This window comes from Nocardioides salsibiostraticola, assembly GCF_054783655.1.
Window position 1 is genome coordinate 1 of sequence record NZ_BAAGQD010000012.1, and the last position, 18,214, is coordinate 18,214.

The following is an 18,214-nucleotide window of genomic DNA, read 5'->3' on the forward strand; positions in this document are numbered from 1 at the left end:
ACGTGCTGCCAGAACACTCGCTGAACCTCAACGCGCACCGGAGGACGGCCCACGTCAATCACCTCGATCAGATCAAGGTGTTGCGTTCACCGCCTGAACCCGCCTGGCGTCCTTCGCACCTCAACCAGCGCCGCGTCACATCAGGAGTACAACCGCTCCAACACGTCGGCGTACTTGGTGTTCACCACGCGGCGCTTGAGTTTCAGGGTCGGGGTGAGTTCCTCGGACTCGGCGGTCCACTCGGTGCCGAGCAGTTCGAAGGCCTTGACCTGTTCGGGTCGGGAGAGGCGTTCGTTCGCCGCGTCCACAGCCGCCTTGGCCATCGCGATCATCTCCGGGCGTTGGGCGAGATCCGCGAGGTCGGTGTAGGTGACCCCCATCTTCTCGGCCACGATCGGGGCGATCTCACCGTCGAGGGTCAGCACCGCCACTACGTAGGGCTTGCCGTCACCGACGGCCATCGCGTGTCCGATGATCGGCGATTCCTTGAGGTAGTTCTCGATGTTGGACGGGGCGATGTTCTTGCCCGATGAGGTGATGATGAGTTCCTTCTTGCGGTCCACGATCGCGATGAACCCATCGTCGTCGAGCGTTCCGATGTCGCCGGTGTGCACCCACTGGTCGGAGTCGATGAGTTCGGCGGTCTTGTCCTCGGCGCGGTAGTAACCCGAGGTGTTCACCGGGCCTCGGACCAGCACCTCTCCGTCCTCGCCGAGGGTCACCTCCATGCCCGGGGTGGCGCGACCGACGGTGCCGAGCTTGAAGCCGTCGGGGCCGTTCGCGGTCACGGCACCGCAGGTCTCGGTCATGCCGTAGACGTCATAGACCTTGATCCCGAGACCGGCCATGAACTTGGCGACCTCCAGCGGCATGGGCGCCGCTGCGGAGGCGGCCCACTGGACCTGGTCGAGTCCGAGGAGGAGCTTGAGGAAGCCGAGGATGGCGGCGTCCGCGTCAGCGTAGGCCTTCTCGATCTCCGGGGTCATCGTGCCGCCCACCTGCTGGGCCTCGACCCAGGTCAGGGCCGCGGCCATGCAGTCCTGGACCATCTTGACGTTGTTCGGGTCCGGGTCGGAGGCGAGCTTGGCGGAGATTCCGGTCTTGATCTTCTCCCAGACCCGGGGGACCCCGAAGAATGCGGTCGGGTGGACCTCACCCAGGGTGGCCAGCAGTTCGGCAGGGTCGCCGATCGTGTGGACGTGCCCGCCGATGTACTGCGGGGCGTAGATGCCCAGGGTGCGTTCGGCGATGTGTGCAAACGGCAGGTAGCTCACCTGACGCTGGGGGCCGTCGAGTCCGGCGCCCTCCAGGGTGCTGACGACTTCATAGAGCACGTTGTGGTGGCTCAGCACCACGCCCTTGGGGTTCCCGGTGGTGCCGGAGGTGTAGAGGATCGTGGCGGGGGACTCCGGGGTCAGTTCCGCTGCGCGGGCCGCGACCTCGTCGGGCAGGGCGGTACGCCGCGCCTGGCCGGCGGCGACCAACTCGTCCCAGGTGAGGTAGAGGTCGCCGTCGGGCTTGGCGTCGGCATCGATCAGGACGACCTTGAGCAGTGACGTCGACTCCTCGATGGCGTGGGACCAACGGGCGAGGTGGTCGGCGTTCTCGAGGATCGCGACGGTCGGTTCAGACTGCCCGGCCACGAAGGCGACCTGCTCACCGGACAACGTGTTGTAGATCGACATCGGCGTGGCGGCCGCGTGGACGATGCCGATGTCGGCCACCACGTGCTCGATCCGGTTGGTGGCCATGATCGCGACGTGGTCACCGGTGCTGACGCCCAGCGAGATCAGCCCCGCGGCGACGTCGAGTCCCGCCTCGCGGGTCTGGGACCAGGTCAGGGTGCGCCATACATCCCCGGGGGCCGTGTGGTGCTTGTCGGAGTACGCCGGACCGTCGGCGTGCTCCTCCACGGTGGCGGCCAGGACATCGACCAGGGTGCGGCCGGCGACCGCCTCTTCGATGGTGGCACGAGTGGCGAGAACGTCGGGCGTGGATGACATCAAGGGACTCCAGGGGTCGGTGCGCGGCCCTCGTCGGGGCAGTCGTGGACAAGACGAAACGGACGGGTCAAGAGCGCCTCGGGAACGCCCTGACCCGCCCGTGTGGTGCGTGTCACAGTCTTACAGGTGGGGAACTAGATGCCCAGCATTCGGCCGATGATCTCCTTCTGGATCTCGGTCGTGCCGCCGTAGATCGTCTGGATCCGGCTGTCCACGTAGGCCTTCGCGATGGGGTACTCCATCATGTAGCCGTAGCCACCGTGGAGCTGGACGCCCTGGTCGACGATCTTCTTCTGCAACTCGGTGGTCCACCACTTGGCCATCGAGGCCAGCGCCGTGTCGACCTCACCGGCGTTGAGCTTGGTGACGCAGTCGTTGACGAAGACCCGGGCGATGTGGACCTCGGTGGCCATCTCGGCCAGCAGGAACCGGTTGTGCTGGAACTTGCCGATCGGCTTGCCGAACGCCTCCCGCTCCTTGGCGTAGCTCAAGCACAGTTCGAGGACGTGCTCGCAGGCCGCCACGGCGATGGCCGCGATCGAGATGCGTTCCTGGGGCAGGTTCACCATCAGGGAGACGAAGCCAGAACCCTCCTCGCCGAGCAGGTTGGTCTTGGGCACCATCACGTTGTCGAAGAACAACTCGGAGGTGTCCTGGGCCTTGAGGCCCATCTTGTCCAGGTTGCGTCCGCGCTCGAAGCCCTCCATGCCGCGCTCGACCACGAGCAGGCTGATGCCCTGGTGACCGGCGTCCGGGTCGGTGCGGGCGACCACGATGACCAGGTCGGACATGATGCCGTTGCTGATGAAGGTCTTCGACCCGTTCAGCACGTAGTGGTCGCCCTTGTCGACCGCCGTGGTCCGGATGCCCTGCAGGTCCGAGCCGGCACCGGGTTCGGTCATGGCGACCGCGGAGATGAGCTCGCCGGAGACCAGACCGGGCAGCCAGCGCTGCTTCTGCTCCTCGGTGCCCAACTGGCTGATGTAGGGGACGATGATGTCGCTGTGGACAGGGAAGCCCAGTCCACTCGCGCCGACGCGGCTGATCTCCTCGGCGATGATCATGTTGTAGCGGAAGTCGGCCACGCCCATGCCGCCGTACGCCTCGTCGACGTCGAAGCAGAGCAGCCCCTGTTCGCCGGCCTTGGTCCAGACCTCGCGGCTGACCTGACCGTCCTTCTCCCACTGGTCGTGGAAGGGGACGACCTCGCGTTCCATGAACGCCCGTACGGTCTTGCGGAAGTCGTCGTGTTCCTGCTCGTAGATCGACGGGGTCTCGGGCATGGCGGGGTCCTCCAGGACGTGACGGGGTGGGGCCGCGGGTGGCCGCGGCATCTGCAGTGAAACTGTGACAGCAATACTGTCATCATTCAAGACCGGGGTGCCGATTGACCCCCTTCCACCCTGACAGCGTTACTGTGCCAGTCATGGACGCCGCTCTCGCCACGATCGATGAACTCTCCGCCGATGTGGGACTCACCGTGCGTACGACGCGCTACTACGCGAGCCTGGGGTTGATCCCACCGCCGATCCGGCAGGGCCGGGTGGCCTACTACGACGCCCGGCACCGGTCTCGACTGGAGTTGGTGCGGGCGCTGCAGGACCACGGCTTCACACTGCAGGCCATCGAAGGCTTCCTCGCCGAGATCCCGACCGAGGCATCGGTGGAGGAACTCGCGCTGCAGCGGGCGATGCTGACCTCCTGGACGGCCAGAGGGCCCGAGCCGATCACCCATGCGGAACTGGAGGCGAGGGCCGGGCGCGCCCTGGGGGAGGCCGAGGTCGACTTACTCGAGCGGATCGCGGCCCTGGAGCGACGGGCCAACGGGTACGTCGCCCTGCCCGGTCTCTCGGTGGGTCTCGGACTGCTGGACGTCGACGTCCCCGCCGAGAGCCTGGCGCTGGCCGAGGAGGCCATCGGCCGGCACATGGAGGCGTTGGCCGACGAGCTCACCGACATCCTGCGCACCCAGGTCATGGTCCCCTACCGCAAGGAGCCGCACTCGGCCGAGGACGCGGTGAAGTTGGAGCAGACGATGTCGCAACTGCGTCAACTCACCCTGGAGGCGGTCGTCAACGGCTTCCAGCGCGCGGCCAACGCGGTGATCACCCGGTCGTTGGGGCGCAGTTCCTGAGCGGGTGGTGGGGGCGGCTCAGCCGATCCATTCCTTGACCTGAGCGATCGCGGCGGCGGGATCTTCGGTGGCCGGGACGACCTGCAGATTGGTCACACCCGCCTCACGGAACGCCTCGATGCGCTCCTGGACGTACGACGCCGGCCCGACCAGGCTGCCGGCCTCCAACCACTCGGTGGGGACCAGGGCGGCCGCCTCCTGCTTCTTGCCGTCGAGGTAGAGGTCCTGGATCTTCTTGGCCTCCTCCTCATAGCCGTACTGGCAGGCGAGGTCGTTGTAGAAGTTCTTCCCGCGGGCGCCCATCCCACCGACGTAGAGGGCGTACATCGGGCGGGCGAAGTCGAGCATCCCCTTGACGTCCTCGCCGATGGCCAGGATGCCGCCGGCGGAGATCTCCAGCGGTCCCAGGTCGGGGGAGCGTGTGGCGGTGCCGCGGGCCAACGCCTCGCCCCAGACGTCGTGGGCCTTCTCGGGGTAGAACAGGGTGGGCAACCACCCGTCGGCGATCTCCGCGGTCAACTCGACGTTCTTCGCACCCAACGACGCGATCCAGATCGGCACCTCGGATCGCTCCGGCTGGTTGAGCAACTTCAGCGGCTTGCCCAGGCCCAGGCCCTGATCGGCGGGTAGGGGGATCTGGTGGATGCCGTCCATGACCAACGGTTCGCGGCGCAGCCCCATCCGCAGCAGTTCCACGACCTCACGGGTGCGGCCCAGGGGTTTGTCGTAGGCCAGCCCGTGGAATCCCTCGATCACCTGGGGACCTGAGGCGCCCAAGCCGATCACGGCCCGGCCGCCGGAGACGTTGTCGAGTCCGGCGGCGGTCTGCACCAGAGCGCCGGGGGTGCGGGAGTAGATGTTGAGGATGCCCGAGGCGATCTGGATCGTCTCGGTCTTGGCGGCGATGTAGCCCATCAGCGACACGGCGTCGAAGCCGTAGGGCTCGGCCACCCAGATCATGTCGAGGCCGGCCTTCTCGAGACCTACCACCGCATCGGCGGTCGCGCGCGGGTTGCCGTCGTACATCAGGGGCGTGGAGAGGATCATGGGGTCACTCTGGCAGAGCCCACGATCGGTCGCCGCACCATCCATTCAGACCCGGCCAGGAACGGGATAGTCCCTGACGTTTATGCGACGACACGCCGGAAAAGTTCGCACAAACGTCAGGGACTACCCCGGTGGTGGAGTCAGGAGCCGGTCATCCTCAGGGCCCGACCCAGCGCACCGGCGAGGCTCGCGGCGTACTCGGTGGTGAGGTGATCGGTGTCGCGGTAGGAGAGCGTCCCGCCGATGACGACCGGGCAGTCCCCGTCGTAGCAGAGCCAGGGCAGCGGGTCGACGACCTCGGCGCCGGCCAGACGGGCCGACTGCACCGCGACGTCGGCGAGCACCTCGGAGCGTTCGACGGGCACGAACATGCAGGTGCGCAGGCTCGGTTTGCCCTGGGTCAGGCAGGTGCCGGGGTCGTCGGAGGACTTGGGCACGTCGCGCAGTAACACCACGCGCCGGGAGGCGGCCAGGAGGTCGACGAAGAGGTCGTCGTAGCCCTGGGCCAGGAGCGGGGCGACCCGCTCGACCGACTCATAGCGCTCGTTGCCGTCGTAGACGCCGTTCACCGGCGGGGACGAGGCGACCACGGTGAGGTCGGGTTCGAGGACCGCGACCTGTTCGGCGACCCAGTCGTGGAAGTCGTCGCACCCCTCGAAGGGCTGGGCCTCCTTCAGCGGAGCCACCGTCACCTGGGCGGCGGTGCACTGGGACTTGACCAGGTAGTAGATCCGCCATCCCTCCGAGATCCGGTCGAAGGCCGGGATCCAGGCCCGGGCGTGGGAGTCGCCGATCACCACGAGGGTTCGGTCACCGTCGGGATCGCCGCGTTGGCACAGCACCCGGATGTCGTCGTCGGTGTAGTCGCACTCGCCCACGTCGGCGATGCTGTCGCGCAGATCGAGCAGGTCCGGCGTCAGATCACTCGGTACGGCGATGTCCTCGCGAGCCGCGTCCACGGAGGCACGAACCAGCTCGACCGCCTCGGTGTGGTCGTCCTCCGGGTCCTGCTCCGAATCGGGCCCGTCGTTCAGGGCGGAGTCCCCGGCGACGGTGATCGCCGGGTTGTTCCCCCGCTCGGCGGAGCGGTAGTCGGTCCACTGCCAGGCACCGGCGCAGACCAGTCCCACCAGGGCAAGGCTGGCCGGGTAGAGCGCGAGCGGCTTGCGCACGATGAGCCGACGCTTGGGTGCCGCGGAGCGGAAGGGGCCCTCGATGTAGCGGTAGGTGAGCACCGACAACGCCAGGGCGACAGTCAGAACCAGGGCGGTTTCCCACGGCTTCAGGGGGCGTACGGCGAACCGTTCGGCCAGGATCAGCGCCGGCCAGTGCCACAGGTAGAGCGAGTAGGACCAGGCACCGACGGCCTGCATGGGCCGGGCCGCCAGCAGGGGCTCGGTCACGGGCTTGGTGGGGGACAGACCGGCGGCGAGGAGCAGCGCGGTGCCGAAGACGGGGAGCGTGGCGGCCCATCCGGGGAACTCGGTCTCGGGGGTGTAGGTGAGCACCGCAACGGTGATGGCCAGGAGGCCGATGACGGCCATCGCCGAGGCCACCCGGCGGCTGAGGCGTTTGGCCGCCGCGGGCGTGATCAGCGCGATGAGCGCACCGACTCCGAGCTCCCAGGAGCGCGTCAACGTGGAGAAGTACGCCGATCCGGGCTCGTTGGTGGTCTGCACGATCGACCAGACGAACGAGGTGATGGTGATGACCAGCAGCAGGGCCAGGAGCGGCCTACGCGGCAGCCCGGTCGACCCCGAACGTCCCCGTCGCAGGCGGTGGGCGAGCGCCACCACGCCGACGACCAGGACCGGCCACAGGAGGTAGAACTGCTCCTCGACGGCCAGCGACCAGTAGTGCTGCAGCGGTGAGGCACCGCCGGCCTGCGCGAAGTAGTAGATGTCCTGCTGGGCGAAGTGGATGTTCGCGCCGAAGGCCGTGGCCCAACCGGCGTCCAGCAGCACCTGGCGGGCGTCGATCAGACTCATCACCTGCAGGGACACCACGACCGTCACCAGGGTCACCACCGTGGCGGCGGGCAGGATCCGGCGCGCACGTCGAGCCCAGAACTGCGACAGGGACGGTCGACCGTGCTCGCTGGCCTCGGCGAACAGCAGCCCGGAGATCAGAAATCCGGAGACGACGAAGAAGACATCGACCCCGACGAAACCGCCTGGAAGGAACGGGACCCCGGCGTGGGCAGCGACGACTGTGAGGACCGCGATCGCGCGCAGTCCCTGGATGTCGCTACGAAACCTGGTCGCCATCCTCTTCCCTCGTCGCCGTTCGCGCCGGATGGGACGCGAGCACCGCCTTCGGCCCGTAGACCCCCCGGCCATGGTCTCTACCAGCGGAAAGATACCAAAAGGTCGGGCCACCGGCCCGGTACCTTTCCACCTGGGGGATCATCCCTGACGGACCCACCACGAACCAATCGAGGAGCATTCATGACGGCATTGCGCATCGCAGTGATCGGCGGCACCGGCCCCCAAGGAAAAGGGTTGGGCTACCGCTTCGCTCGGCACGGCCACAGTGTCGTCCTGGGCTCACGATCGGCGGAGAAGGCCGCCCCGGTCGCCGCGGAGGTCACCGAGCGCCTCGCCCAGGTCGACGGGGCCGGCGCCGTCAGTGGGGCCAGCAACGACGACGCCTGCGCCCAGGCCGACGTGGTCCTGCTCGCGGTGCCGTACGACGGCCACGACGAACTCGTCGCCACCCTGCCGCTGGCCGGCAAGATCGTCATCTCGTGCGTGAACCCGTTGGCCTTCGACAAGTCCGGGCCGTCGGGGCGGGTCGTGGACGGTGGTGAGGGATCAGCCGCCGAGTCCGCTCAGCGACTGGCCCCCGAGTCGACCGTGGTCGGCGCCTTCCACCACGTGTCCGCAGTGACCCTCTGGGGCGATGCGGCCTACCTCGACGAGGAGGACATCCTCGTGTGCGGTGACTCGCGCGAGGCGAAGGACACCGTCATCGAACTGGCCCGATCGGTCACCGGGCGCGACGGTGTGGACGCCGGCAAGCTGCGGCTGGCCCGTCAGCTGGAGCCGCTGACCGCCGTACTGATCAGCATCAACAAGCGCTACAAGATCCACTCCGGGATCCGAATCTCCGGCCTCTGACACAGCGGGTAATCCAGCGGGGTAGTTCAGCGGGCGGGGGAGGCCGACGCGGAGTCGGTCCCCGCCGCGGACGCCGTGTCCGGGATCAGCCCCAGGGCGTCGGCCAGCGGCCCGGCCAACTCGGCGGAGCGTTCGGTGGTGATGTGACCGCGATCGCGGTAGGTGATCGTGGAGCCGACCACCAGGGGGCACAACCCGTCCGCGCAGAACCAGGCCGAGGGGTCGACGCTGTCGACCCCTGCGATGGCGGCGGCCGTGGCGGAGTCGTCGCCGATCTGTTCGTTGACGGGGTCCCGCTCGAAGAGACAGTCGGCCTGCTGGACATCGCGGGCCGAGAGGCAACTGCCCGGATCGGTCGGCAGCCGAGGGACGTCCTCGAGCAGGACGACCCGTCCGGCGTGCGGGGTGTAGGCGGCGAAGAGATCGGCGTACCCGACCGACAGAGCCGAGGCGATCTCTCCCTTGTCGCGGGTGAACGCCCCGTCGTCGGTGTAGATGCCGTCGGGTGGGGTGCTCGAGGCGACCACCAGGTCGGGCTTCAGATCGGCGATCTGGGTGGCGACCCAGGCCTGGAACTCCGTGCAGGCCGGCCACGGCTGGTTCGTGCTCAGGCGGGCGGGGGCCACCAGGGACGCCGTGCACTGGGGTTTGACCAGGTAGTAGGCGCGGTAGCCGGCCGCCTCCGCGATGTGTTCGAAGGCCGGGATCCACGCCCGGGCATGGGAGTCCCCCACGAGGACCAGGGTCTTGTCGCCCTCCGGGTCGCCCCGCGGGCACAGGGATCGGGTGTCCTGGGTGTAGTCGCAGTCCCCGACCTGGGCCACGTCGCGGTTCAGATCGACCAGGTCCGGTGTCAGGTCGCTGGGGATGGCCCAGCCGCTCTTCCCCGCCAGGACCGAGGCCCTGACCAACGCTTCGGGGTTGCCCGGCTCGAGTCCGAAGCGTTCCACGGTGATCGCGGGCTCGTCGCCCCTCTCGGAGACCTTCACATCGGCCCAGGCCCAACCACCCAGGGCGATCGGCAGCACGAGCGCCAAGGACATCGGGTAGAGGATCAGCGCCCGCCGAGGCTGACGCGACGTCCTGGTACGCCGGAACGGGGTCTCGACGTAGCGGTAGGTGAAGTGAGCCAGGGCGAAGGTGACCACGATCTGGAAGGCGGTCTCGACCGGGAGCAACTCTCGCGCCAGCCACATCTGCGGCAGGATCAGCAACGGCCAGTGCCAGAGGTAGAGCGAGTAGGACCAGTCGCCGATCTCCCGCAACGGCCGCACCGACAACGCCCTGCCCACCCACGTAGTCGATCCGAAGGCGCCCGACCAGAGCAGACCGGCTGTACCGAGGACCGGCAGCAGTGCGGCGTACCCGGGCAGGGTGACGGTCTCGTTGTAGGTCAGGACGGCCGTGGCGATGGCCAGGAGTCCCACGGTCGCGGTGATCTCACGGACGTACCTCGGACCCAGCGTGCGTCCCTGGTGGACCGCGACCGCGACCGCCGCGCCCAGCGCGAGCTCCCAGGCCCGGGCGGAGGTGGAGAAGTACGCCGCCCCGGGGGAGGTGGCTGTGAGGTAGATCGACCACGCCAGGCTCGCCGCCGCCAGCGCCAGCACCGTGCCCATCACGATCTTCAGGGAGTAGGCGGGCCTGGCCTTACGGCGCCGACCCAGAAGGAAGGCCAAGGAGATCAGGAGCGGCCAGACGACGTAGAACTGCTCCTCGACCGCGAGCGACCAGTAGTGCTGCAGCGGTGAGGTGCCGGCGTCCTGGGAGAAGTAGTCGGCGCCCTGGACCCCGAAGTTGATGTTGGCGGCGAACAGTGCCGACCAGACGGCGTCCTTGGCGACCCGGATGCTGTCGAGATAGGACAAGGTGGCCACCGAGAACACGACTGTGGAGACCAGGACCAGACTGGCGGCGGGCAGGATCCGACGCGCTCGACGGGCGTAGAAACCGGCCAGAGACACGCGGAACGTCCGATGGCCCTCGCGCAGCAGTAGCTGGGTGATCAGGAAGCCGGAGACCACGAAGAAGACATCGACCCCGACATATCCGCCGGGGAGCGGGCCCAAACTGGCGTGGTTGAACATCACCGCAAGGACTGCCAGGGCACGGATGCCCTGGATGTCGTCGCGATGGTGACCGCGTCGACCCTGCTTGACCTCACTCATCTCCGGAGGAGATTACCAATGGACCGGGCATCTGCACCGATCCCACTCCCGTCGGTCCGGCTCCTGTGACGGGTGGGATGGATGGGTTCTCGGAGCGGGGAATGAATATGCGGTTTCAGGAGTTGGACCCTCATGCCCGCCGACGACTCCCGACGTATCTCGATGCTGATGGGTCTCCTCTTCGGTCTGGCCGGGATGGGGTCCTCCTCGGCGGCCATCGCCCTCCCACTGCTCGGTGAGGACCTCGGGGTCAGCCAGGGCGTCGCGACGTGGACGATCAGCCTCTACGTCCTGATGCTCGCGGTGACCACCGCGGTCTACGGGCGCATCTCCGACCTGGTCGGGATCCGGATCCCGCTCCTGATCGGGGTGGTGCTGATGACCACCGGGGCGCTGGTGGCAGCCCTGGCCCCGACCTACTCGGTCCTCCTCGTGGCCCGCCTCTTCCAGGGCGCCGGCGCGGCCGCCGTACCGACCCTCGGCGTCGCGGTCCTCAACGGTCGGTACGCCGGACAGATCCGTGGGTTGGCCCTTGGCCGTCTCGCGGGGGTGGCTGCAGCGGTGAGTTCGCTCGGACCCCTGCTCGGCGGAGGTGTGGAGCACCTCTTCGGCTGGCGGGCCGTGATGGCGCTGCCGGTGCTGGGGCTGTTGGTCATTCCGTTCGTCTGGCACGCACTGACCGGTGAGGGGACCGGTGCCCGCCTCGACATCCTGGGGGCGATCCTGGTCGCCGTCACCGCCGCAGGTGCGGTGCTGATCATCCAGTCGCCCTCGACGGGACTGATCGTCACCGCCGTGGGTGTGACGCTGATGCTGTTCGGCACCCCCGCCACCGCCGCCCGAGTCAGGCGCCGTCCCGATGGTTTCCTCCCGTTGACGGTGATCCGCAACGGCACCGTCGTGCGGAGTGCCTTCGCTGCCGCCGCGGTGCCCGCAGCCTGGTTCGCCCTCCTGGTCGGAGTGCCCGTGGTTCTACTCGGCGACGGGTGGGAGCCCTACGAGGTCGGACTGGTCCTGCTGCCCAGCGCCGCCATCGCCCTGTTCGTTCCCCGCGTCACGGGCCCACTGATGAACCGCGTCGGGACGGTCTGGTCCCTGGCCATCTCCAGCATGGTGGCCACCCTGGCGCTGCTGTTCGCAGCGGCCGGGGCTGCGCTGATCTCGTGGCCGCTTCTCGCCGTCTCGGTCATCTTGGTCACCTTCGCCTTCGGTCTGGGACAACCCGCCCTGAGCGCCACCGTCGCCGACGCCGTCGAACCCGAGGTGCGCGGCGTCGCCCTCGGGGTGGCGACCCTGATCTTCCTGATCGGCGGATCCGTCGGCAGCGCGTTGGTCGGCGGTCTGGGCAGCGTGACCTCCATCGGCCTGGCCTTCTTGGTGCTCGCCGTGCTGCCGGTGCTCGGCACCGTGATCATCAGCCCGGACCTGCGCAACTCGCGCCCGAACCTCACCGAGGCGACCGAGGCGACCCCGCCCTGACCGGAGTCAGCCCCGGGAAGTACGCCGGGTAGCGAGGATCAGGGCGCCGAGGATCAGGGTCGGGACCATCAGGAGCAGGGCGATCCCGAGCACGGATCCGGACCCGTCGACGCTCAGGACGACCGCGATGAGCCAGATGGCCAGGAGATTCGCGATCGCGGCCAGCCCGCACAGGAGCGTGAGGTTCCGTCCGCCCGCAGGGTTCTTCCGCCCGGCGACGATCCCCAGGATGAGCCCGCACCCGATCAGCGCATTGCCCGCCGAGACCGTCACCGCCCAGAGGGTCGCCGCCTGTTCGTCCTGGGTGGTGAACATGTCGGGCGCGAGCAGCGCGATCAACACGCTGCCGGCCACCAGGACCGCGGTAGCGGCGGCGTACGCCACCGTGGGATGACGCTGCAGGGTGGTCGTCACGGCGTCAACACGGCCCCGGGGGGCCAGGCGCCTCCCGGGAAGGCGCTTGCTCCCGAGGTTCCGCGGGACAGTTGGCCCTTCGCGGAGGTGCAGTCGCTCTTGAGCAACACCCCGCCGGTGTAGAACGCGCCTGCGGCGATGAGGATCGCGCCCACGGCGATGAAGATCCCCGCCGGGATGCCGATGATCGTCGCCGAGGACGCGGCGGCGGAGATGAAGCCCGCGACCAGGGTGATCAATGCCGCCACGAGCGAGGTGTAGAACTTCAACAGACCGCTCTTGACCGTGTCCAGGGCGGAGGAGGCGGACTGCACGAAGCTGGATTCGATGGCCTCCATCGCCGACCGCTGGAGGGCGGCGCGCGGCAGATAGGCGGCGGCCGCGTCCCCGGTCCAGTGGTTGTCCGCGGCGAGCAGTGTTTCGCTGATCGTGCCCGCCTGTTCGGTCACCGGTCTGCCCACGTCGCCGGTCCATGAGGTCCCGGTCGCGCTGAGCGATCCGGGATCCCCCATGTTGCCGAAGAGCAGGGTCGCCTTGTCCCAGAAGTCGTTCCACTTCTCGAGCAGGGCGTTCCAGGCGTCGTGGATCTTGTCCGCGACCCACCCCAGACCCCATGGGATGCGACTCAACCCGGAGTTCACGATCTCCTGGAGCCGGTCCATCTTTCCCTGCAGTTCCTGGACGAGTCGGTTGATCTCTTCTACGAGGGGATGCATCGAGGGTGGCTCCTGTTCGAGACGGCGGGATGGCGGTGAGTGGGGACGCGGAGTCGCGACTACGGGGTGAAGTCCCAGAGTCCGGCGAGCTCCTCACGAGAGTCGGTGTCGGAGTCCTCGTAACCGTCGCGCACCTGGCGCAGCCCAACGGCCATCGACGCCGTCTCCAATCGGCCCTGGTTGACCAACTCCGCGGCCCGGCTCACGAAGGCGGCGTACTCGGCAGTCAGGCCGGTGACCTCAGCGGCCCACGACAGCTGGGAGGTGGTCAGGACCAATTCGTTGATCGTGCCGACGGCGTTGGCCAGGGTGTCGGAACTGTCGTCCCAGACCGCGGCGTCCGAGGTGAGGGACTGGAGGTCGGTTTCGAGGGTCATCTCAGGGCTCCCGGGTAGAGGTCGGTCGGAGCATCACAGGAGGCGGAGGTGCTCGGCCAGGGCGCGCGGATCGTTCGCGAGACGCTGGATGGTGCCGAGGTTGCTGTTCGCCACGATGTCGTGGGCGGTGCTGCCCTGGGTCTGGGCCAGGGCGGCGCGGTAGGCCTTCATGACGTACTGCGAGAGGCTCGTGGCCACCGTGGCCTGCGCCCAGGCAGGATCGAGGCTGATGTGATGCAGGACCCCACCGCCGGAGACGGTGACGGTAGCGCCCCGGGCGACCCCCTCGTGGGAGGCGCGGGCCTGGTCCTCGACGGCTCGGGTCACCTGGTCGACGTCGTCCACCGCGGCCTGGAGCAGGCTTGCGAGGGCTTCTAGTGAAGCGTCGCTGTTCTCTCGGAAAGAGTCCTCGGAAACGAGGTCCTCCAGTCGCGAGGACAGCGATTCGTGGGTAGGAGGCATCGGCCGGGCCGGGGGAGCCGGCTGGTCCATGGCCTCGGCGACCGACGTGCCCCATGCCTCGAGCCGCTGCTGGCCGGCGGCCGCGTAGGTCTCCAGAATGGCCGCGGCCAGTTCATCACCGTCGAGTTCGAGGGACCAGTGGGTTCCGATCACGACGTCGAGAAGCACCCCGTCGGGATCGACGCTGACGGTGACCTGCTTGTTCGGGTGGGTCGCCGTAGCGGGTTGTCGCGAGGCCTGGACGCTCTCGAACACCTGAGCGACGCGATCGAAGCCGTCTCGCGCGTCGGCGATCTGTTCGATGGGATCGCGCATGGGTGTGACTCCTCGGGGCAGGGTTCTCGGCGGGAGAATCCTGCCCCGACCCGAACATCGCAAACCTGCGGAGGACGTTCTTTCCGTCGCACCTACCCCCGACGGCGCGAGGAGCCCGTGGTCGGGTCCGCAGGAGAGGGTCAGATCATTGAGGTGGGGAGTCTTGGGTCCATGGTGCGGGCGCCGAGGGGGTGGTTGCTGCGGCGGGCACCAGGATCCAGGCCACGACGTAGACGAGAATCAGGCTGCCGGCGCCCAGGACGGTGGCGACCACCGTGAGCAACCGGACCACGTTGACGTCGACGTCGAGGTAGGCCGCGATCCCCGAGCAGACACCACCGATCCAGCGGTCGTCGGTCCGGCGGGTGAGTTTCTTGGTCATCGGAGCTCCTGGTGTGACTGGTTGCGACGACGCGACGCGACGACGATGGCGATCAGACCGGCGAAGCCGGCACTGACCCACGGGACCGGCAACAGCCACCGGACGCTGTCGTCGGCGACCGCGCCGCCGACGATCAGCGCCCAGGTGAGGGTCAGCCCGAGGAGGGCGACCCCGATGACCAGGTGGCCGATGTTGACCACGTGGAAGCCCGACTCGGTCTCGGGCGAGGTGGTGGTGGGACGTGTGTCTTCCTGGCTGTTCATCAGTTGGCCCCTTCGGAGGTCTGGACGGTGAGCTCGCCGATGCTGGCGCGGATGTTGACGGTCAGGGTGGGCACGTCCTCGCCGCCGTCGTACATGGCCGACTGAGATCCGTCCTGTTGGCGGTTGAACAACCTGGTGGTGCCGAAGCCGTCCAGCGTCGTCTCCGCGATCACGTCGACGTTGTCGGGCACCGTCACGGTGACCTCACCGATCCCGATGTCGATGTCGAGGGTGCGGCCGTCCAGATTCTCCGGGTCGGCCACCTGGCTCAGGTTGATCTCGAGGTCGGCGGCGTCGTACTGGTAGGTGTAGTCGATGTCGGCGACCCGTTGGGGGATCCGTTCGATGTCACCCACCTCGACGCGTTCGGCGGCGGTGGTGCCCGCGGTCGCCACGGCGAGGACGAGGCCGATCAGGATGAGCCCGCCGGCCCGTCCGTAGAACGCGCCGACCAACAACATCAGGGCAGTCACGCCCAGCGCGGTCGCGGGGTACGCCGACGGGGTGGTGTCGAGTCCTGCCAGGTCGAGGATCCCCAGGACCCCGACCGACAGCGCGGCGAGCGCCAGGGTGAACCAGAACAGCAGTGGCCCGCGCTTGCGGGGGTTGGGCGGCGGGGGGCGGTAGCCGCCGTGCTCGGTCATCACAGGAGCACCGGCCGGCGATTCCCAGGTGTCCGCCTGGGTCGCTGCCTGGGGTGTCGGAACCGTGCGGTCCCCGCGCCGGCTGATGATCAGGAACGCGATCACCCCGACGATCGCCAGCGGCCAGGGGAAGCCCCACCCTCCGAGTGAGTCGCCCAAAAGAGCCAGGAGCGCGATCACCGCGACCAGGGTCAGGGCAACGGTCCGGCTGCGGTTGTCGAGGTTGATGGTGGCGTCGTCCGACCCGTCGGAGGGGACGAGCAGCCAGGCCGCGGCGTACAGGATGATGCCTGCCCCGCCGAAGAAGGCGAGGACGACGAACGCGACCCGCAGGATCACCGGGTCGATGTCGAGGTGACGGGCGAGGCCGCCGGCGACCCCCGCGACCTTGCGGTCACGGCGGGTGCGGCGGAGCCGGCTGAGGTCGGTGATCTGTTCCCGGGAGACGCGAGGTCCGCCGCTGGCGGGGCCCTGGCGTGGTGCTTCTTGCGGGGCTTCTGGTGGGGAGGTGGTCATGACTCCATCGTGGCCGGATCGGGGTCGGTGCACCATCGGGGACAACCCTGGTTCTTGGCCTGAGAGGGGCTGGGAGTCTCGGGGTCCTCTCAGGGTCGTTCCTCATGGTGACCCCGCGGACCGCGTGGGACGATGGAGGAACGATGCAGACCACAACGACAGGGACCACAGGGACACTGGGGCCGAGCGGTCCCCGCCGCGCCTACCGGTCCCATCAGGGCTCGGTCATCGGCGGCGTCGCCGAGGGACTGGCCGAGCACCTCGCCGTGCCCGTGCTCTGGGTGCGGGTCGGCTTCATCGTCACCGCAGCCCTAGGCGGCCTCGGCATCGCGTTGTACGCCGGGTTGTGGATATTTCTGCCCGCGGCGTCGTTCCTCGATCATCGACCCCCCGGCCTGGCCGGAGCCTCCCGCGACGGTCGACGCCCCGGTCGGGCCCGACGAATCGGTGATGTCGGACCCGTGCTGGTCCTGGGTGCGCTCGGTATCGGAGCGTTGTTGAGTGTGCAGGCCGTGGTCGGTGGCGGCGCCCTGCTGTGGCCACTGATGATCGGCGTCGTCGGGGTGGCCCTGCTGTGGCGTCAGGCCGACGAGGCACAGCGCGAGCGATGGCTGGACTCGACCGGGCGACTGCAACCCGCTCGGGTCGTCCTGGGCAGTGGTGGCTGGGCGTCCTACGGACGGCTGGCCGCGGGGGTCGTCCTCCTGATCGTGGCGGGGGTGCTGGTCGCGCTGCGCGGGGGAGACGTCGCGGTCACTCGCGACGTGCTCCTCGCTGGCTTGTTGGGGGTGGCGGGGATCGCCATCGTGCTGGGGCCCTGGATCTTCCGGCTGGCCACCGAGCTCACCGAGGAGCGCACCGAACGCATCCGCACCCAGGAGCGCGCCGACGTCGCGGCCCATCTGCACGACTCGGTGCTGCAGACGCTGGCCATGATCCAGAAGAACCCCGAGGACGCCGTCGCCGTGGCTCGTCTGGCCCGCTCCCAGGAGCGGGACCTGCGGGCCTGGTTGTTCGACGGTGAGGACCTGGACGGTCGGACGGTCGCCAGCGCCCTGCGGGCGGTGGCCGCCCACGTCGAGGACGACCACAGCATCGCCGTCGACCTGGTGACCGTGGGGGACCGGGACCTGGAGGACTGGCTCCAACCGATCGTGGCCGCCGCAGGCGAGGCCATCACGAACAGCGCCAAGCACGCAGGCTGTGCCCGGATCGACGTCTACGCCGAGATCGGCGACGACGCGGTTGACGTGTTCGTCCGCGACCGGGGCCGTGGGTTCGACCCGGAGCAGACCCCAGCAGATCGCTACGGCATCCGCAACAGCATCATCGACCGGATGCAACGCCACGGTGGCCGGGCCGAGGTCCTCTCCACGCCCGGGGAGGGCGCCGAGGTCCGCCTCCACCTGCCCGCTCGTGCCGCAACGAAGGAGACCCATGACTGAGCCGGCCGCCGCTACCACCGTTCTGATCGTCGATGACCATGCGATGTTCCGTCGCGGGGTGAGTGCCGAACTCACCGCGGTGGGAGAAGGCCGAGTGGTCGTCCTCGCCGAGGCCGCTGATGTGGACGAGGCGGTCGCCGCGGTCCTCGAACACCAACCGGCGGTGGTGCTGCTCGATGTCCACCTGCCCGGGGGAGGTGGGGTCGAGGTGATGCGCCGAGTCGGCGCTCAGACCGAGGCCCGGTTCCTGGCCCTCTCGGTGAGCGACGCGGCGGAGGACGTCATCGGGACGATCCGCGGGGGAGCCCGTGGCTACGTCACCAAGACCATCACCGGGCCGGAGCTCGTCGCCGCCATCGGCCGGGTCGCCGAGGGCGACGCGGTCTTCTCACCCCGGCTGGCCGGATTCGTCCTGGACGCCTTCGCCGGATCGATCCACGTGGCGGCCGTCGATGAGGACCTGGACCGGCTCACCGAACGCGAGCGGGAGGTGATGCGACTCATCGCCCGCGGCTACGCCTACAAGGAGGTGGCCAAGGAGTTGTTCATCTCGGTCAAGACCGTGGAGACCCACATGTCCTCGGTCCTGCGGAAACTACAACTTTCCTCCCGCCACGAGCTGACCCGCTGGGCCTCGGACCGGCGCCTGCTGTGAGCCCCCCGCGGTCGCGGGTGCGGCCAGCGAGGCGTCTGCTGCTCGCGTTGACGCTCTGCTCGGGGCTGGCGGCCT

The 18,214-nt window shown here is 68.7% G+C and carries 17 protein-coding genes; 5 read left to right on the plus strand and 12 right to left on the minus strand.

All coding sequences use genetic code 11. The annotated features are described in order from the left end of the window. Positions 1 to 140: 140 nt before the first annotated feature. Positions 141 to 2,003: an AMP-dependent synthetase/ligase gene (locus ACYVLV_RS06770; RefSeq protein WP_460808738.1), complete on the minus strand. Its 1,863-nt coding sequence runs from the start codon at positions 2,001 to 2,003 to the stop codon at positions 141 to 143. A 134-nt stretch (positions 2,004 to 2,137) separates the two neighbouring features. After that, positions 2,138 to 3,286: an acyl-CoA dehydrogenase family protein gene (locus ACYVLV_RS06775; protein WP_460808740.1), complete on the minus strand. Its 1,149-nt coding sequence runs from the start codon at positions 3,284 to 3,286 to the stop codon at positions 2,138 to 2,140. Between the two features lie 143 nt (positions 3,287 to 3,429). Here ACYVLV_RS06775 and ACYVLV_RS06780 point away from each other — a divergent pair, with 143 nt between their 5' ends. Beyond that, complete coding sequence (locus ACYVLV_RS06780) at positions 3,430 to 4,137, plus strand: MerR family transcriptional regulator (protein WP_460808742.1); 708 nt, start codon at positions 3,430 to 3,432, stop codon at positions 4,135 to 4,137. 18 nt (positions 4,138 to 4,155) lie between these two features. On the opposite strand, the gene ACYVLV_RS06785 is transcribed toward ACYVLV_RS06780, so the two are convergent. Together ACYVLV_RS06785 and ACYVLV_RS06790 are read right to left on the minus strand one after the other, a co-directional pair. After that, positions 4,156 to 5,184, minus strand: coding sequence for an LLM class F420-dependent oxidoreductase (locus ACYVLV_RS06785; RefSeq protein ID WP_460808744.1), 1,029 nt, complete (start codon positions 5,182 to 5,184; stop codon positions 4,156 to 4,158). Positions 5,185 to 5,324: 140 nt separating this feature from the next. After that, entirely contained in the window at positions 5,325 to 7,451 is a 2,127-nt protein-coding gene (locus tag ACYVLV_RS06790) for an acyltransferase family protein (RefSeq protein WP_460808746.1), read from the minus strand. A gap of 180 nt (positions 7,452 to 7,631) precedes the next feature. Here ACYVLV_RS06790 and npdG point away from each other — a divergent pair, with 180 nt between their 5' ends. After that, positions 7,632 to 8,303 carry an NADPH-dependent F420 reductase gene (gene npdG, locus ACYVLV_RS06795; protein ID WP_460808751.1) on the plus strand — a complete coding sequence of 224 codons (672 nt, stop codon included), beginning with the start codon at positions 7,632 to 7,634 and terminating at the stop codon, positions 8,301 to 8,303. 26 nt (positions 8,304 to 8,329) lie between these two features. Here the strand turns inward: npdG and ACYVLV_RS06800 are convergent, their stop codons facing one another. After that, the gene (locus tag ACYVLV_RS06800) at positions 8,330 to 10,471 is read right to left on the minus strand and encodes an acyltransferase family protein (RefSeq protein ID WP_460808753.1); all 2,142 of its coding nucleotides are present in this window, start codon (positions 10,469 to 10,471) and stop codon (positions 8,330 to 8,332) included. Between the two features lie 132 nt (positions 10,472 to 10,603). Between ACYVLV_RS06800 and ACYVLV_RS06805 the strand changes: the two genes are divergently transcribed. Further along, positions 10,604 to 11,950 carry an MFS transporter gene (locus ACYVLV_RS06805; RefSeq protein WP_460808755.1) on the plus strand — a complete coding sequence of 449 codons (1,347 nt, stop codon included), beginning with the start codon at positions 10,604 to 10,606 and terminating at the stop codon, positions 11,948 to 11,950. A gap of 6 nt (positions 11,951 to 11,956) precedes the next feature. Here ACYVLV_RS06805 and ACYVLV_RS06810 read toward each other — a convergent pair whose 3' ends face one another. The 7 genes from ACYVLV_RS06810 to ACYVLV_RS06840 form a co-directional block, all read right to left on the minus strand. Beyond that, on the minus strand, positions 11,957 to 12,364 hold the full coding sequence (locus ACYVLV_RS06810) for a hypothetical protein (protein WP_460808757.1): 408 nt from the start codon (positions 12,362 to 12,364) through the stop codon (positions 11,957 to 11,959). Beyond that, positions 12,361 to 13,080: a hypothetical protein gene (locus ACYVLV_RS06815; RefSeq protein WP_460808760.1), complete on the minus strand. Its 720-nt coding sequence runs from the start codon at positions 13,078 to 13,080 to the stop codon at positions 12,361 to 12,363. The genes ACYVLV_RS06810 and ACYVLV_RS06815 overlap by 4 nt, the downstream gene beginning before the upstream one ends. Positions 13,081 to 13,139: 59 nt before the next feature. Further along, the gene (locus ACYVLV_RS06820; RefSeq protein WP_460808762.1) at positions 13,140 to 13,457 is read right to left on the minus strand and encodes a hypothetical protein; all 318 of its coding nucleotides are present in this window, start codon (positions 13,455 to 13,457) and stop codon (positions 13,140 to 13,142) included. 33 nt (positions 13,458 to 13,490) lie between these two features. After that, positions 13,491 to 14,234 carry a hypothetical protein gene (locus tag ACYVLV_RS06825; RefSeq protein ID WP_460808763.1) on the minus strand — a complete coding sequence of 248 codons (744 nt, stop codon included), beginning with the start codon at positions 14,232 to 14,234 and terminating at the stop codon, positions 13,491 to 13,493. A gap of 145 nt (positions 14,235 to 14,379) precedes the next feature. Beyond that, positions 14,380 to 14,616 (minus strand): PspC domain-containing protein, encoded by a 237-nt coding sequence (locus ACYVLV_RS06830; protein ID WP_460808764.1) that lies wholly within the window; start codon positions 14,614 to 14,616, stop codon positions 14,380 to 14,382. Beyond that, positions 14,613 to 14,879 (minus strand): hypothetical protein, encoded by a 267-nt coding sequence (locus ACYVLV_RS06835; RefSeq protein WP_460808765.1) that lies wholly within the window; start codon positions 14,877 to 14,879, stop codon positions 14,613 to 14,615. The genes ACYVLV_RS06830 and ACYVLV_RS06835 overlap by 4 nt, the downstream gene beginning before the upstream one ends. Continuing rightward, on the minus strand, positions 14,879 to 16,039 hold the full coding sequence (locus ACYVLV_RS06840) for a PspC domain-containing protein (protein ID WP_460808766.1): 1,161 nt from the start codon (positions 16,037 to 16,039) through the stop codon (positions 14,879 to 14,881). Before ACYVLV_RS06840 ends, ACYVLV_RS06835 begins: the two co-directional genes overlap by 1 nt. Before the next feature lie 143 nt (positions 16,040 to 16,182). Between ACYVLV_RS06840 and ACYVLV_RS06845 the strand changes: the two genes are divergently transcribed. Continuing rightward, a complete protein-coding gene (locus ACYVLV_RS06845; protein WP_460808767.1) occupies positions 16,183 to 17,484 on the plus strand; it encodes an ATP-binding protein in 1,302 nt (433 codons plus the stop codon). Continuing rightward, the gene (locus ACYVLV_RS06850; protein ID WP_460808768.1) at positions 17,477 to 18,139 is read left to right on the plus strand and encodes a LuxR C-terminal-related transcriptional regulator; all 663 of its coding nucleotides are present in this window, start codon (positions 17,477 to 17,479) and stop codon (positions 18,137 to 18,139) included. The genes ACYVLV_RS06845 and ACYVLV_RS06850 overlap by 8 nt, the downstream gene beginning before the upstream one ends. Positions 18,140 to 18,214 lie beyond the last annotated feature (75 nt).

Bases quoted from the DNA above. Each gene is read 5' to 3' on its own strand.
- ACYVLV_RS06770 (WP_460808738.1), bottom strand. From the start codon at position 2,003: ATGTCATCCACGCCCGACGTTCTCGCCACTCGTGCCACCATCGAAGAG.
- ACYVLV_RS06775 (WP_460808740.1), bottom strand. From the start codon at position 3,286: ATGCCCGAGACCCCGTCGATCTACGAGCAGGAACACGACGACTTCCGC.
- ACYVLV_RS06780 (WP_460808742.1), top strand. From the start codon at position 3,430: ATGGACGCCGCTCTCGCCACGATCGATGAACTCTCCGCCGATGTGGGA.
- ACYVLV_RS06785 (WP_460808744.1), bottom strand. From the start codon at position 5,184: ATGATCCTCTCCACGCCCCTGATGTACGACGGCAACCCGCGCGCGACC.
- ACYVLV_RS06790 (WP_460808746.1), bottom strand. From the start codon at position 7,451: ATGGCGACCAGGTTTCGTAGCGACATCCAGGGACTGCGCGCGATCGCG.
- npdG (WP_460808751.1), top strand. From the start codon at position 7,632: ATGACGGCATTGCGCATCGCAGTGATCGGCGGCACCGGCCCCCAAGGA.
- ACYVLV_RS06800 (WP_460808753.1), bottom strand. From the start codon at position 10,471: ATGAGTGAGGTCAAGCAGGGTCGACGCGGTCACCATCGCGACGACATC.
- ACYVLV_RS06805 (WP_460808755.1), top strand. From the start codon at position 10,604: ATGCCCGCCGACGACTCCCGACGTATCTCGATGCTGATGGGTCTCCTC.
- ACYVLV_RS06815 (WP_460808760.1), bottom strand. From the start codon at position 13,080: ATGCATCCCCTCGTAGAAGAGATCAACCGACTCGTCCAGGAACTGCAG.
- ACYVLV_RS06820 (WP_460808762.1), bottom strand. From the start codon at position 13,457: ATGACCCTCGAAACCGACCTCCAGTCCCTCACCTCGGACGCCGCGGTC.
- ACYVLV_RS06825 (WP_460808763.1), bottom strand. From the start codon at position 14,234: ATGCGCGATCCCATCGAACAGATCGCCGACGCGCGAGACGGCTTCGAT.
- ACYVLV_RS06830 (WP_460808764.1), bottom strand. From the start codon at position 14,616: ATGACCAAGAAACTCACCCGCCGGACCGACGACCGCTGGATCGGTGGT.
- ACYVLV_RS06835 (WP_460808765.1), bottom strand. From the start codon at position 14,879: ATGAACAGCCAGGAAGACACACGTCCCACCACCACCTCGCCCGAGACC.
- ACYVLV_RS06840 (WP_460808766.1), bottom strand. From the start codon at position 16,039: ATGACCACCTCCCCACCAGAAGCCCCGCAAGAAGCACCACGCCAGGGC.
- ACYVLV_RS06845 (WP_460808767.1), top strand. From the start codon at position 16,183: ATGCAGACCACAACGACAGGGACCACAGGGACACTGGGGCCGAGCGGT.
- ACYVLV_RS06850 (WP_460808768.1), top strand. From the start codon at position 17,477: ATGACTGAGCCGGCCGCCGCTACCACCGTTCTGATCGTCGATGACCAT.